At 51.0% G+C, this 14095-nt stretch carries 9 protein-coding genes; 5 read left to right on the top strand and 4 right to left on the bottom strand.

The window, feature by feature from the left end; genetic code table 11:
• The first annotated feature begins 246 nt into the window (after positions 1-246).
• From HGH92_RS10995 to HGH92_RS10980, 4 genes are read left to right on the top strand one after another with little or no spacing between them, the layout of a single operon-like run.
• Positions 247-3516: a SusC/RagA family TonB-linked outer membrane protein gene (locus tag HGH92_RS10995; protein ID WP_168870762.1), complete on the top strand. Its 3270-nt coding sequence runs from the start codon at positions 247-249 to the stop codon at positions 3514-3516.
• Between the two features lie 9 nt (positions 3517-3525).
• Positions 3526-5169: a RagB/SusD family nutrient uptake outer membrane protein gene (locus HGH92_RS10990; RefSeq protein ID WP_168870761.1), complete on the top strand. Its 1644-nt coding sequence runs from the start codon at positions 3526-3528 to the stop codon at positions 5167-5169.
• 30 nt (positions 5170-5199) lie between these two features.
• Positions 5200-6480 carry an IPT/TIG domain-containing protein gene (locus tag HGH92_RS10985; protein ID WP_168871526.1) on the top strand — a complete coding sequence of 427 codons (1281 nt, stop codon included), beginning with the start codon at positions 5200-5202 and terminating at the stop codon, positions 6478-6480.
• A gap of 2 nt (positions 6481-6482) precedes the next feature.
• Complete coding sequence (locus HGH92_RS10980) at positions 6483-7619, top strand: family 20 glycosylhydrolase (RefSeq protein ID WP_168870760.1); 1137 nt, start codon at positions 6483-6485, stop codon at positions 7617-7619.
• A 58-nt stretch (positions 7620-7677) separates the two neighbouring features.
• Here the strand turns inward: HGH92_RS10980 and HGH92_RS10975 are convergent, their stop codons facing one another.
• From HGH92_RS10975 to HGH92_RS10960, 4 genes are all read right to left on the bottom strand, one after another.
• Positions 7678-7971, bottom strand: coding sequence for a DUF1330 domain-containing protein (locus HGH92_RS10975; protein WP_168870759.1), 294 nt, complete (start codon positions 7969-7971; stop codon positions 7678-7680).
• 12 nt (positions 7972-7983) lie between these two features.
• The gene (locus tag HGH92_RS10970; protein ID WP_168870758.1) at positions 7984-8391 is read right to left on the bottom strand and encodes a DinB family protein; all 408 of its coding nucleotides are present in this window, start codon (positions 8389-8391) and stop codon (positions 7984-7986) included.
• 73 nt (positions 8392-8464) lie between these two features.
• Positions 8465-9301, bottom strand: a complete 837-nt coding sequence (locus HGH92_RS10965; RefSeq protein WP_168870757.1) for a helix-turn-helix domain-containing protein — start codon at positions 9299-9301, stop codon at positions 8465-8467.
• A 121-nt stretch (positions 9302-9422) separates the two neighbouring features.
• A complete protein-coding gene (locus HGH92_RS10960; protein ID WP_168870756.1) occupies positions 9423-9779 on the bottom strand; it encodes a hypothetical protein in 357 nt (118 codons plus the stop codon).
• A gap of 394 nt (positions 9780-10173) precedes the next feature.
• Here HGH92_RS10960 and HGH92_RS33755 point away from each other — a divergent pair, with 394 nt between their 5' ends.
• Positions 10174-14058 carry a glycosyl hydrolase family 18 protein gene (locus HGH92_RS33755; protein WP_168870755.1) on the top strand — a complete coding sequence of 1295 codons (3885 nt, stop codon included), beginning with the start codon at positions 10174-10176 and terminating at the stop codon, positions 14056-14058.
• Positions 14059-14095 lie beyond the last annotated feature (37 nt).

The following is a 14095-nucleotide window of genomic DNA, read 5'->3' as shown; positions in this document are numbered from 1 at the left end:
AAAGAACAGAACAATGCAAACATCCAGGACTATTCCGCTGCCGGGCTAGAGCCCCCCTGTACATCAATAAAAAAGGGAAGTGCTGCTACACTCCCCTTTTGCCGTCAAACATGGAATGAAACAACAATTTCCGTGCGGGAAGTCATGTGTTTCAAATTGCCTAACATTCAAACCAAATGTATGAAAAAAAAGCTGTGTCCACAACCAGCCATTCCCCGGTCTTTATTGAGAAAAACACTATTGTGTATGAAGCTTTGCCTGTTACTGATGACTGCTTTTGTCCTGCAATTGCGTGCCGCAGTTTATTCACAAACCCGTTTTTCCATCAACAGCAAACAGATGGAAATGCGACGGCTGCTCGAATGGATTGAAACAAAAAGCAGCTACCGCTTTCTCTATAATTTTAAAACGTTTCCCGCTACCGACAAGGTAGATGTGAACTTCAACAATGCCACGCTGCCGGTCATTCTCGACAAAGTGCTGCAACAAACTTATACCTACCGGATACTGGAGGATAACCTGGTGGTCATCTCCCCCGCCGAAAAACGGCAGGACATTACCGTAAAAGGTAAGGTGGTGGGCAATAACGGCATCGAGCTGATAGGAGTAAGCGTACAGCTGAAAGGCACCAGCCGTGGTACCGCCACCGACGAACACGGTGACTTCTCCATCAACGCGCCCGCAAATGGGACATTGCTTATCTCCTATGTGGGATACGCTTCCCAGGAAGTCCCCGTCAATGGTAAAACGCAGCTGAGCACCATCACGCTCAAAGCCTCCGATGCCGGCCTTAATGAAGTCGTGGTGCTGGGTTACGGCCAGAAACAAATACGGCAGAGCGTTACCGGCGCCGTGAGCAGCATACAAACAAAAGAACTGAAACAAAGCCCGGTGGCCAACCTGACCAATGCGCTCGCCGGCCGCCTGCCAGGGCTCATTACAGCACAACGCTCCGGCCGCCCCGGTTCTGATTATTCACAACTGTTTATCCGCGGCATCAACACTACAGGCTCTACGAACCCGCTGATTGTTATCGATGGCCTGCCTCGCGGCAACGCTGATCTTGGCCAGCTGGACGCGAATGAAATAGAATCCGTGACCATCCTGAAAGATGCTGCTTCTACAGCTTTATACGGTATACAAGGCGCCAACGGCATCGTGCTGGTGACCACCAAACGCGGCCAGGACGGTCCGCCCAACATACAAATCAACGGACAATATGCGCTGCAACAGCCAACCACTTTCCCCCGCTTCCTCGACTCCTACCGCTCCGGCCTCCTCCAGAATGAAGCAGCCAAAAATGATGGCATGCAGCCGGTATGGACAGAACAACAGCTGGAATATTTCCGTACCGGCCTCAAACCCTATGATTATCCCAATACTGACTGGTACAACGAATTGATCAGGAACTTCTCCCCGCAAAAGACCCTGAATATGAATATCAGCGGAGGCTCCAAATATGTACGGTATTTCGTTTCCGGCTCTTACCTGCGCCAGGAGCCGCTCTACAAACATGCTAATGAAAATATTTATGATATCAAATACAAATACGACCGCTTTAACTTCCGTTCCAATGTAGATATCACGCTGGATAAAAACACCGATCTGCAGGTAGACCTGGCCTCCCGGCTGGAGAACCGCACCGGTCCATCATCCGACAGGGCCGATTTTGAATTCCTCTGGGTAGTGCTGTCGCAGATGACAAATAACCTGACGCCGGTTAAAAATCCCGACGGCAGCGTGGCCTCAGGCAATATGCGGGAGGACTTCTATAATCCTTATGGCCTGCTCACCCGCAACGGTTACCTCGACGCCTACTGGCACAGCACCAACGGCAGCGTGGCACTCACCCGCAAACTGGACTTCATTACGCCCGGCCTCAAAGTAAAAGGCCTCTTCACCTTCGAAAACTATGGTACTATCAACGTAGCGTTTGATCAGGAATTTGACTCTTACCGCTATAAATCAGTTCCCGGCACCAGCGGCGGTATCTACACCCAGCACCGCACGGCCACCAGCCTGCAACGCTCCGGCGCCACCAGCGGGGAACGGTACTACTATTACGATGTGAAACTGATGTATGACCGCGATTTCGCCAAACACTCACTGGGCGGCCTGTTGCTGTTCAACCGCAACTATCGTTCGCAGTCCGGCGACCTGCCACGGGTATACGAAGGTTATGTAGGCCGCCTTGCCTACAACTACGATAAAAAATACTACCTCGAATTCAATGCCGGTTACAATGGCTCTGAGAACTTCCCTCCCGGCCGCCGCTATGGCTTCTTCCCTGCGGTATCCGCTGCATGGATGATCAGCAACGAGCGTTTTATGCCTAAAGACGGCGCGCTCAGCTATCTGAAACTGCGTTTCTCCCACGGTTATGTGGGCAATGACCAGGTGGGCAACGGCCGCTGGCTGTATATCTCTGATTTTGCCAAAACCGATGGTTTTACTTTCGGCAGCGTAGCTTCCGGTGTGGGCGGGTATGTGGAAAACAGGATCGGTAATACTGCCATCACCTGGGAAAAGGCCTCCAAAACGGATCTTGGCATAGAAACAGGCTTTCTGAAAGACAAAATAAAACTGAACGTCGATCTGTTCCGCGAGCTGCGCAGCGATATTCTGACGCAGGCAGGCTCCATACCCGGATACCTGGGCATTACGGCTGCGCTGAACCGCAACCTGGGCCGTGTGTTGAACAGAGGTGTGGAAGTGGAGCTGAATGTGAACGCCAACGTCGGCAAAGTGGGCGTCTTTGCGAAGGCCAACTATCAATATGTAAAAAACAGGATACTGGAGATGGACGAGCCCAAGCTGGCTTACGCCTATCAAAGCCAGGTAGGCAATCCTATCGGCTACGGGCTGGGATATATTGCAGAAGGCCTCTTCCAGAGCAAAGACGAAATTGCCAAAAGCCCGAAACAAACGTTTGCTCCTTTAATCCCTGGAGATATTAAATACAAAGACATCGACGGAAACGGTGTTATAAACGAAGCAGACCGTGTGATGCTGCCCATGCTGAACGTGCCGACAGGATACTTCGGCGTTACCCTGGGAGTTGATTACAAAGGCCTTGATATGAGCGTATTGTTCCAGGGCGCTACCGGCGGCCGCCAGATGTACTCTGCGCAGCTGGTGTACAATTACCGTGAAAGCTACCGCCCTGTCCACGAAGGCCGCTGGACGCCGGAAACAGCCGACAAGGCCACTTTCCCCGCGCTGCACCTGGTGGAAAGCAATATGTCCAACAACTTCATCAGCTCTACTTACTGGATCAGGAAAACGGATTATATCAAGCTGAAAAACCTGGAGATAGGCTATCGCCTGCCGCGTGAATGGATGAAAAAAATCAAGCTCAAGACAGCGCGTGTATACGTGAACGGTATGAACCTGGTAAGCTGGGACCATGTGAGGGACCTCGGTGTGGACCCCGAAGCGAATACCGCAGACCGCTGGGGATGGCAGCCATATCCCATCATGCGCATCTACAACGCCGGCATTACCATCAACCTTTAAACCACGATCATGAAACTAACAGTGAATATAAGAACAGGTATACTGTCAGCATTGATACTCTGTATCTGTGCCTGTAAGAAAAACTACCTCGACAGAAAACCCAGTGACCTGATCACGGAGGAAGAGGTGTTTAAAAATATCGAGAATGCAGAACGCTTTGTGAATACCACTTATCAGAGCCTGCCCAATATATTCCAGACAGGATGGCCCCTGAGCAGCGCCACGGACGAAACCAATCAGTCGATTGACAATTCCAGCGCAGACGCAGGGAGTTTTAACACCGGTTCCATGAGCCCGTCCAATTTTCCGCTAAGCTGGCAGTGGGACGAGTACTACGGAAAAATACGTGCCTGCAACATCTTTCTGAAGAACTACGATAAAGTGCCTAATGACCCCAATTATCCCGACCGCCGCTCCCGGCTAAAAGGTGAAATACTGGTGCTGCGTGCCTTTTATTATTTCCAGCTAGTGGTCCGCTGGGGAGAAGTGCCGTTGCTACAACAGGTAGAAAACCCTTTCGATAATCCGGAAGGCATCTATTTTAAACGTAACAGTATCGCCGATGTGCTGGGAGCGGTTATTAAGGACCTGGATGAAGCCGCGTCATTGTTGCCTCCCTCCTATGCAGAACGTCCCGGTAACTGGGGACGGGCATCGAGAGTGATCGCGTTGTCGCTGAAAGGCCGCGCCCTTTTATACTTCGCAAGCCCGTTGTACAATCCTGCCAATGACCAGAACCGTTGGACACAGGCCGCCAATGCCTGTAAAGCCGCGCTGGACTCAGCCCTCACCAACGGCTATACGTTGAATGATAATTACGGTGAGATCTTTACCCAGTATTTCAACAAAGAAGTGATCTGGAGCAGGCCCGCGCCCGGCGCATTTGGCGATGGCGGCATCGACCGGGAAATGAACCCACGCGGCGCTAACGGTTACGGCAACGTAAACCCCATACAGGAACTGGTGGACGACTATGAAATGAAAAATACAGGACTGCCGATTACTGATCCGGCTTCAGGCTATAATCCTCAGCGCCCCTACGAAGGCCGTGATCCACGCTTTTATGCTACCATTCTGTATCCTGGCTGTATCTGGAAGGGCCGTCCGCTCAACCCCAACAGCGATGACGCTCCCCGTCCAGGCCAGAATGCTACCGGATACTGGCCACGCAAGTACCTGCTGGAAGGGGTGAACCTGTTTTCCAGCACCGGCGCCACTGATCGTAAATGGGTGCTGATCCGCACAGCTGAACTGTACCTCAACTATGCAGAGGCACAGAATGAAGCTGTCGGTCCCGGTGCTGACGTGCTCGGCGCACTCAATGCCGTCAGAGGCCGTGCCGGTATCCCTGCTGTCAACAGCGGTACTAAAGCATCCATCCGTGAGCGCATCCGCCATGAAAGAAGGATAGAGCTGGCGCTGGAAGCCCACCGTTTCTGGGACGTGCGCCGCTGGAAGATAGCGGAAGTCACTGATAACAGAGAGATACATGGCGTAACAATTACCGGCAGTGGTAATGTAACCTATAGCTACCCTGTTGTGGAGAAACGTGTTTTTGATCCCAAACGCGCCTACTGGCTGCCCGTTCCGCAGGCGGAAATGGACAAAGTGAGCGGCCGTAATCCGGAGTTTGTCCAGAACCCGGGCTGGTGATAATGGCTTCATCCCAAAATCTAAAATGACATGAAACACATCCGATATTATTTTCTGCCGCTGCTGAGCATACTGGTATTCAGCAGCTGTCAAAAAGAAGAGACATTTAAACATGATGCCTCCTCTCCGATCGTCATCGATAAATTTACGCCGGCAGCGGGCGGCTCCGGCACGGAAGTACTGATCTATGGCAGCAATTTCAGTCCGGACACCAGTCGTATAACCGTTACCGTAAATGGCGTAAAAGCTTATGTGGAAGGCGTAGTGGAAGACCGTATCCTGGTTGTGGTGCCCCGTAAAGCCGGTACCGGTAAAATATCGGTTACCATCGATGGGCAGGCAGGCGTCAGCAAAGAAGACTTCAATTATCAGACATCTTACGTGGTGAGCACGCTCGCGGGCAACGGCTCCGCCGGATATGCCGACGGGAAAGGGCTTGCGGCCGCTTTTAATTTCGGTAACCGCTGCGGCCTGGATATCGATGCCGATGGCAACCTCTATGTGGCAGAAGCTGAAAACCGCCGTATCCGTAAAGTAGCGCCCGACGGCACTGTTACCACGCTGGCCGGCAGTGGCAAAAACGAATATGCAGAAGGCAAAGGCATGGAAGCCTCATTTTACCTGCCTATGGACGTAGTAGTGGATAAAGACGGCAATATTTTCACTTCCGATCCGGCGGCATGGACGATCCGTAAGATCACCCCCGACGGCACGACATCGCTCCTGGGCTGGTTCGAAGCCTGGGGCATCGGCATCGATAAAAGAGACGGTACACTGTATTACACTGACGGCAAAGGCAGCGGCAGCGTGTATAAAGTAAAACCGGATGGCAGCGCAGACCAGATCATCACCGGCCTCTCCTATCCCTCTGACGTGGCAGTAGACAGTAAAGGCAACCTGTTTGTGGTGGTGAACGGAAACTCGATTATTCAGGAATACAAGTACGGCACCTGGGAAAAAGGCGTTACCATCGGTCAATCCGGTGCCACAGGCCTGGTAAACGGCGCTGCCAGCGACGCCAAATTTGAATACCCCTGGATGATAGCGACAGATACCCATGACAACCTGTATGTGGCCGGCAATGGTACCTGGGACGGATCATCTGTCAATACCAATCAGTGTATCCGCTTCATCGCTGCAGGTACCTGGCAGGTAAGCACCTACACTGGCGGCAGTACCGCCGGTTTTGCAGATGGAACAGGTGCCGCCGCTTTATTTAACGCACCAACCGGCGTAACGGTAGGAAAAGACGGCACCGTATACGTAGTAGACAGAAAAAATAATCGCATCAGAAAAGTAATTGCAGAATAGTTATGGGAAAAAAAGCTTTAAGATGGATATTGTTATGGGCGGCTGTTATCACCGTCCTGCAACTCAATGCGCAGGACAACCGTTCCTTTAAATGGAATGAACTGCCGGTTAGAGGCCTGATGATGAGTGTACCCGCCAAACAGGATATTCCGCTGTTCTGCGATTTTATCAGAAAAGCGTTGCCCAAAGAAGGGGTTAATACGCTCGCCCTGCGCATTGAATGCTGGTACCAGTATGAAACACACCCGGAGGTAGTGGAACCCAATGCCATCAGTAAAGAGGGGCTGCAGCAGATTGTTCAGGCCTGCCGTGATGCAAAGGTGCGCTTCATTCCCATGATGAACCTGCTGGCCCATCAGAGTGAACAGTCGGAGATAGGGAAACTGTTGAAACAATATCCGCAGTTCGATGAATCGCCGGATTACAATCCGCCGGTGCCCTGGAAAAACGGCGGTATGTTCGACTTCTACAGCAAATGTCTTTGCCCGGCGCATCCCGATCTGCCTAAGCTGCTGTTCCCTATGATGGATGAACTGATTGACGTATGTGGTGCCGACGCATTGCATGTAGGGCTTGATGAAGCATGGATCATTGGGTATGATAAATGCCCCCGCTGCGGTGGTCGCGACAAATCAGAAATATTGGCCGAATACATCAACCTGTTGCACGCCCATCTCAAACAAAAGGGCTGTGAGATGTGGATGTGGAGCGATCGCCTGATAGATGGTAAAACGACCAACCTGCTTGCCTGGCAGGCAAGTATGAACGATACACATCGTGCTATTGACCGCATCCCGAAAGATATTATGATCTGCGACTGGAAATATGAAAGCGCTCCTCCTACCCCGGCTTATTTTGCTTTGAAAGGATTTAATGTACTGGCGAGCGCCTGTTCTAAGACTGATGTGGCACTGGCACAACTGGACCAGATACTGGCTGGCCGCAAAGACGGTACCCGTGCGGATTTCGCGATGCCGGTAGCGGAGCGTATGAAAGGTGTTTTTGAAACGATGTGGATCAACAGCAAGGATTTTATCAATGCCTATTACGGCAAAGGAGATTATACCTCCGGTGCAAAAGCCAATGCGGATACTTTTAAAGCGTTGTTCAAAGGCATTCGGGATGCCGCCAAACGGTAACCATGTTCATGATATTCGTAAATGCGGGGCGCTCTTCCAAAAGGGCGCCCCGCCTGTATCAGGGGGTGAATGCTTTCACCAATACCATGGTGCAGTTGCGTACTGCCTTTAACCTGATGGCTTTCAGTGGTTGGTAGGCAGGGTCCTGATAACACTGTAATGCCGCTTCCTGTGAAGGAAACCGGATGATAGCGTTCATCATGCGGGGAGTGCCTTCCACTGCCATGCCTTCGAGATCTGACGCCACCACCGCGGCGCCGTATTTTTCCAGAAGGGCTATCACGCCTGGTGGATACTGGCTGAAAAGCTCCATGTCAATGATATCGTAGCTGTTAATATAGTATACTGTCATATGAATCGAAGATTAATAGGTGTATTCCGGTGGTGTAACGCCCTGGCAGCGCAGGTAGGTCGTTGCCTGGCCGCGGTGGTGCGTAATATGGTCCAGTGTGGCATAGAAACCGTGAATGATGTTTTCATCAGTATCAGTTTTCTCTATACTTTTTTGTAAGATGTTGAAGCATTCAGACAGATATGCCTGTGTGGCTGCCGCATCTTTGGTGACAGCAGGCGGGTTCCAGTCGGCCTGCTTCCGGAGAATATAGTTTTCATTGCACCAGGTAATTCCATAGCCAATATGATGCAGTAGGTCATTAAAGCTCCAGGTGGCGGTATCCGGTTTAAAGGCATAGTTGTCTGCCGGCATGGCTGCGGCCACGTTCATCGTGTATTGACGGGCATTCTCCAGCGTGCTTAATAATTGTGCTTTCATAAACATAACAAGTTGTTTGATAGCACAAAACTATGGCAGGCTGTCAGGCTGGATTTAAGAAAAATTGCTGTTTTTACCGCCGCATTTGGGATGGCGCCAGGCCGAATTGTTTTTTATAGGCGGCGGAGAAATGTTCGAGGCTGTTGAAGCCTGTATCAAAGGCGATGTGTGTTACCGGTTGGCTGCTATGGCGTAGCTGGAGATGGGCTTCTTTTAATCTTACCTGTAGCAGGTAGTTATAGGGGGTGATGCCTGTCATCTGTTTGAACAGCCGGTTAAAATGAAAGGGGCTGAGATGACCGGCTGCAGCCAGTTGTGGGAGGGTAATATCTTCAGAAAGATTTTCATTGATAAATGTTTTTACGGAAGATATCACCGGCAGATGATTTCTTTTTTGTTTGTCTGTCAGCGGTGGGATGACTTTGTGCTGCCCGCGGGAAAGGACCAGCGAAAACAATTCCAGCATCATTTGCTCTACCCACAGGCGGGGAAAATGTGGTTTTTGCAGCAGGTTGAAAATGCGGTGATGCAGGTATTCCATTTCGGGCGTAGCTTTTATCAGCACCGCATGGAGGTCAGGGTTTTTCAGGAACCATGACAGTTCCCGGCCCTGTTCTTCCAATTGATCGACATTAACTGCCGGAAAGGAGAATATCGTGCACTGGTCCGGCATTTCGTGGACATGTCCTACCCGGTGTTCGTATCCGGGCTTACACACAAGGAATAAGCCGTTAAAAGCGTCCAGGTCATTCCGGAACACTTTGAAAACAAAATTCCCCTGTCGGATGAAAGCAATGGAAAACGTATCCTGGTGTTCCCAGGCAGACAGGTTACACTGCTGGCACTGGCACAGAAAGTTATGCACATTGCCGATAGGCGACTGATAAATATTTTGAACGATAGCTTCCATAGTTGCAGTTAGCGGTCTGTTTGCTGTGTTGTTCGATTGTTTACATCGTTAATGTGTTAACAGCCTGCCTGCAAAAATAAACAAATGATGTCTTTAATAAGGTAGACGTTGTTGACAATAACTAAAATGGAATTCCTTCCACAGGAACCGTTATATCGCTTAGAAAATAGGCGTCTTCTATTTCTTCCGGTTCCTCCAGCCAGCGCGGATATTTTTCCGGTGTGTTAAAGTGTTGCTGCAATAACTTCAGCAAATGTTCGGAAGCAATATGAGCTTCTTTCAGGATGGCTTCTTCCTCAGCTTTGCTGAGAAAAGACTTTCGTCCTTTTTTGCCCGCTGTGGGATAATGGCACCTCATTTTGCGGTAAAACGTTGGTTCGCTCCAGTTACACGCGGTACATACCATCTGGCGGAACTTTCCACAGAAGATATTAAAAACGGAATAAACGTCTCTGAGTAAGTTAGGATCTGAAGTCATTTTGTTTTTTGTTGTGCGTGAGGGAAAGTAAAATCAGCACTCTGAAAACAACGATCACATGATGCTGAAAGCAAGTTAACCAATCAATACGCAAAGGATTTGCGTGCTCCTGTTTTTTATCATCCATACGGCAAAGGAATCCTTACGATATATAATCCATCCGGCAGCAAATATGCAGCAGTGCCGATGAAAAAAATTTTTTTATCGCATAGTACTTTTTTAAAATTGTGCCGACTCCCCCATCGTGCTGTTTTTGCGTGAAACCCTTAATGTTTTAGTATAGATCTGAAAACCTTACAAACGATAGCCTAGCATTAACCCGAACGCACATGTAATTCCCTTTGAGGTGAGCACTAGTTTTTATTAACCATTATCTTAACAAACAATCATCACTATGACACCAAAGTCTACCAATGGAGGCGCAGCATTCCGCTGTCTTGCATTCGTCTGTTGGCTGTTACTGTCACTATCGCCCGGTACCTTCGCCCAGGTGAGCCCGACTGTTCCTGCCACCACTCAACAACACAACAAACAGGTGATCGGTTACATCACCCAATGGGATGCCTGGAAAAATGTGGCAGGCACTGTTCCCCTGGGCGGTTACAATCATCTGAATGTGGATTATTCCCAGTACACCATCCTGAACTTTTCGTTCTTCGGCGTGGCGAACGACGGATCGCTGCACAGTGGCGACTTCCGCAACAAAAACATCTACCAGGTGGGCGCGGTACAGGCACCTGCACCCCTGGTCAATGAAGACATTTACAGCAGCTGGGACATGTACCTGCTGTATGGCGAACTGGACGTGCTGTACTACATCCCGGACAACAGTTACGCTTACTCTCTCGGCTACCGCAACGGCGGCAGCGGATGGACCAACGTCAACACCGGAAAGTCAGGCAGCTTCCCGCTGTCTGTGCCCAAACAGGGCGGCGCTCCCGGCGTGATAGACCTGGCCCACCAGAAAGGGGTGAAAGTACTGGCTTCCATCGGTGGCTGGAGCATGTGCAAACACTACCCGGAAGTAGCTGCTGACCCTACTAAAAGAGCCAAATTTGTAGCCGGCTGCCAACAGCTGATCAGCATGGGCTTTGACGGTATCGACTTCGACTGGGAATATCCCAACGATGCAGGGATGAACATTGAACACTACAGCACCGCGGACTATACCAACTTCGCGATACTGCTGGAAGCTGTAAGAGCAGCCATCGGCCCCAATAAACTGATGACCAGCTGCTTCTCCCCCGCACTTGCCAAACTCCCGGGCTTTGACTGGCCGCGCCTCAACAACGTCCTCAATTATTTCAACATGATGACGTACGATTACAACGGCGGATGGTCTAACAAAGCTGGTCACAACTCCCCCCTGTACGAATACCCCGGCCAGGAATTTGCGGGATTCTCGCTCGACGCCACCACCAAAGGGTTGCGCGCGCTCGGCATCAACATGAGCAAAGTGAACCTCGGTGCGCCTTTCTATGGCCGCGGCGTAATCACCACCGGCACCGCCGCCCTGAACGCACCTACCACCAAACGGGCCGAAACCGTGCAGCCTGACGGCCCTATCCAAACCTGCGCAGACTATACCAACTGGGCAAAAGACGTATGGGACGGAACTCCCAACTACAGCTACATCCTCAATACCACCGGCTCCGGCTCCGGTTGGACCGACAACTGGGACGATGTGGCCAAAGCGCCTTACAAAACAAAAGGCAACTTCTTCCTCAGCTATGACAACGAACGTTCTGTTGCAGCCAAAGCGCAATATATTAAAGACAATGGCCTGGCAGGCGTGATCATCTGGCAGGTATACGGCGATATGACCAACATGACCAGCAGCACTGTGCCTAAAGGAAAACTCATCTATTGCCCCAACACTAAAAATCCGCTGGTAAACAAAATCAATGAAGTGTTTGCCACCGGCGGCAGTGGTACCAATGTGCCTCCTACTGTAAGCATCACATCGCCGGCTAACAATGCCACCTTCACCGCTCCCGCCGGCATTACCATTCAGGCTGCCGCCAGCGATACCGATGGCCAGGTGATCAAAGTAGACTTCTATAATGGCACTACCCTTTTGGCTACTGACAGCGCGGCTCCATACAGCTATGCGTGGAACAACGTGCCGGCCGGCAATTATACCATTAAAGCCATCGCTACAGACAATAAAGGGGCTTCCACCACTTCTTCTTCAGTAAGCGTGGTGGTAAATACCTCCGGTCCCGGTCAGCCCGGCGACTCCGGCAAGGTCATTGTAGGTTACTGGCAGAACTGGGGATCTCCTACGGACGCTTCTCCGTATATCCCTCTCCGTAATGTCAATCCCAAATATAATGTGATAGAAATTGCCTTCGCTGTCAGCGGATCTGATCTGGCCACCATTTCCTTTGTGCCGGAAAACGTAACACCGGCGCAGTTCCTGTCAGACGTGCAGTACCTGCAGTCGCAAGGCAAAAAAGTATTGTTGTCGCTGGGTGGCGAAAACGGCTCACTGAACCTCTCCACCGCTGCAAAGAAACAAGCTTTTGTCACTTCCATGAAAGCACTGCTGGACCAGTACAATTTCGATGGTTTTGACCTGGATATAGAAGGCGGTACCAACCTGCAGCTGGACAATGGCGACAAGGATTTCACCAATCCTACCACAGCCAAGGTACAGAACCTGATCGCAGGCGTAAAAGAAATCATCGCCTATCGCAAAGGCCAGGGCAAAAACTGCTGGCTCACCATGGCGCCGGAAACCTACTATGTGCAAACGGCCTATGGCTCTACTTATTCACCCCTGGTAGGCGCGTACCTGCCTATCATCTACGGACTGCGTAACGAACTCACTTTCATCCAGACGCAATATTATAATACCGGTTCCGTAATGGGCCTCGATAACGGTGTATACAACCAGGGCACTCCTGATTTTATCGTATCGATGTCTGAAATGTTGTTGAAAGGCTTCCCCGTATCGGGCACCACACAAACCTTCCCGGCCTTGCGCCCGGACCAGGTGGCCTTCGGTCTTCCTGCTACGGCCAGCGCTGCCGGCGGTGGTTATATTGCTCCGGCCAATGTGAAAAAAGCGCTGGACTACCTGATGAAAGGACAGTCCTTCGGCGGTACTTATCAGCTGCGTAATGCGGCAGGATATCCGGGCCTGCGTGGTATCATGACATGGTCCATTAACTGGGATAAAGCTAATGGCGATGAATTTGCCAATAACTATTACGATTACTTCTTCGGCTCTGCGCCAATCAACAAACCACCGGTGGTGAACATTACATCACCTGCCAACAACGCCACCTACACCGCTCCGGCTACCGTAAATATTCAGGCCGCAGCTTCCGACAGTGATGGTGTGGTAACCCGCGTGGCTTTCTACCAGGGCAACACCCTGCTGGGCGTAGACAGCGTAGCGCCATACGCCTGGACCTGGAACAACGTTGCGGCCGGCAGCTACAGCCTTACCGCTAAAGCTACTGACAACAAAGGGGCTACTACCACTTCTGCCGTGGTGAACATCAGCGTAACTTCAGCGGGCAACAAACCGCCGGTAGTGAATATTACTTCTCCTGCCAATAACGCTACCTTCACCGCTCCGGCTACCGTGAACATACAGGCGGCAGCTTCCGATAGCGACGGGGTGATTACCCGCGTTGCCTTCTATCAGGGCTCCACCCTGTTGGGCACAGACAGCGTAGCGCCTTACACCTGGACCTGGGGCAATGTGGCGGCAGGCACCTACAGCCTGACTGCCAGGGCAACAGACAACGGTGGCGCCACTACGATTTCCGCTGCGGTAAACATTACTGTAAACGGCGGCAGCAATAACTGCAATGGTATTCCGGCATGGTCCCCTACGACTGCTTATAATGGCGGCGCACAGGTGGTGTATAACGGTAAAGTATACTCTGCAAAATGGTGGACACAGAACGAACAACCGGATATCAGCACCGGCGATGGCAAACCATGGAAATATGTCCGTGATTGTACCGGTGCGACAGCAGCCATGGCCGCTTCTCAGCCGGAACAACTGACTGTCTATCCGAACCCGGTAACAGGTAGCAACCTGCAGATACTGGTGGATGCACCTGCCGGTGAGAAACTGCTGGTGGAAGTACTGGACCTGAAAGGAAGCGCTCCTTTATTGCAACAGATACATACCGCCAATGCAAAAGGCAATATACCTTTACGCGTAGATATGTCTAAAGTGCCGAATGGTACCTGGATTATCCGGGTGACCGGCCAGCAAAGCAGGAAAATCTGGCGTAGTAAAGTAGTGAAGCTGTAAAGAAAACCGAATATATAAAAAGCGCAAAGCAGTCCAC

It is taken from the genome of Chitinophaga varians (genome assembly GCF_012641275.1).
Taxonomy (GTDB): Bacteria; Bacteroidota; Bacteroidia; order Chitinophagales; family Chitinophagaceae; genus Chitinophaga; species Chitinophaga varians_A.
Note: the sequence above shows the minus strand (reverse complement) of the source record. Positions and strands in the feature narration are given on the sequence as shown.

Coding starts and splice junctions, on each gene's coding strand:
- HGH92_RS10995 (WP_168870762.1), top strand. CDS start 247: ATGAAGCTTTGCCTGTTACTGATGACTGCTTTTGTCCTGCAATTGCGT.
- HGH92_RS10990 (WP_168870761.1), top strand. CDS start 3,526: ATGAAACTAACAGTGAATATAAGAACAGGTATACTGTCAGCATTGATA.
- HGH92_RS10985 (WP_168871526.1), top strand. CDS start 5,200: ATGAAACACATCCGATATTATTTTCTGCCGCTGCTGAGCATACTGGTA.
- HGH92_RS10980 (WP_168870760.1), top strand. CDS start 6,483: ATGGGAAAAAAAGCTTTAAGATGGATATTGTTATGGGCGGCTGTTATC.
- HGH92_RS10975 (WP_168870759.1), bottom strand. CDS start 7,971: ATGACAGTATACTATATTAACAGCTACGATATCATTGACATGGAGCTT.
- HGH92_RS10970 (WP_168870758.1), bottom strand. CDS start 8,391: ATGAAAGCACAATTATTAAGCACGCTGGAGAATGCCCGTCAATACACG.
- HGH92_RS10965 (WP_168870757.1), bottom strand. CDS start 9,301: ATGGAAGCTATCGTTCAAAATATTTATCAGTCGCCTATCGGCAATGTG.
- HGH92_RS10960 (WP_168870756.1), bottom strand. CDS start 9,779: ATGACTTCAGATCCTAACTTACTCAGAGACGTTTATTCCGTTTTTAAT.
- HGH92_RS33755 (WP_168870755.1), top strand. CDS start 10,174: ATGACACCAAAGTCTACCAATGGAGGCGCAGCATTCCGCTGTCTTGCA.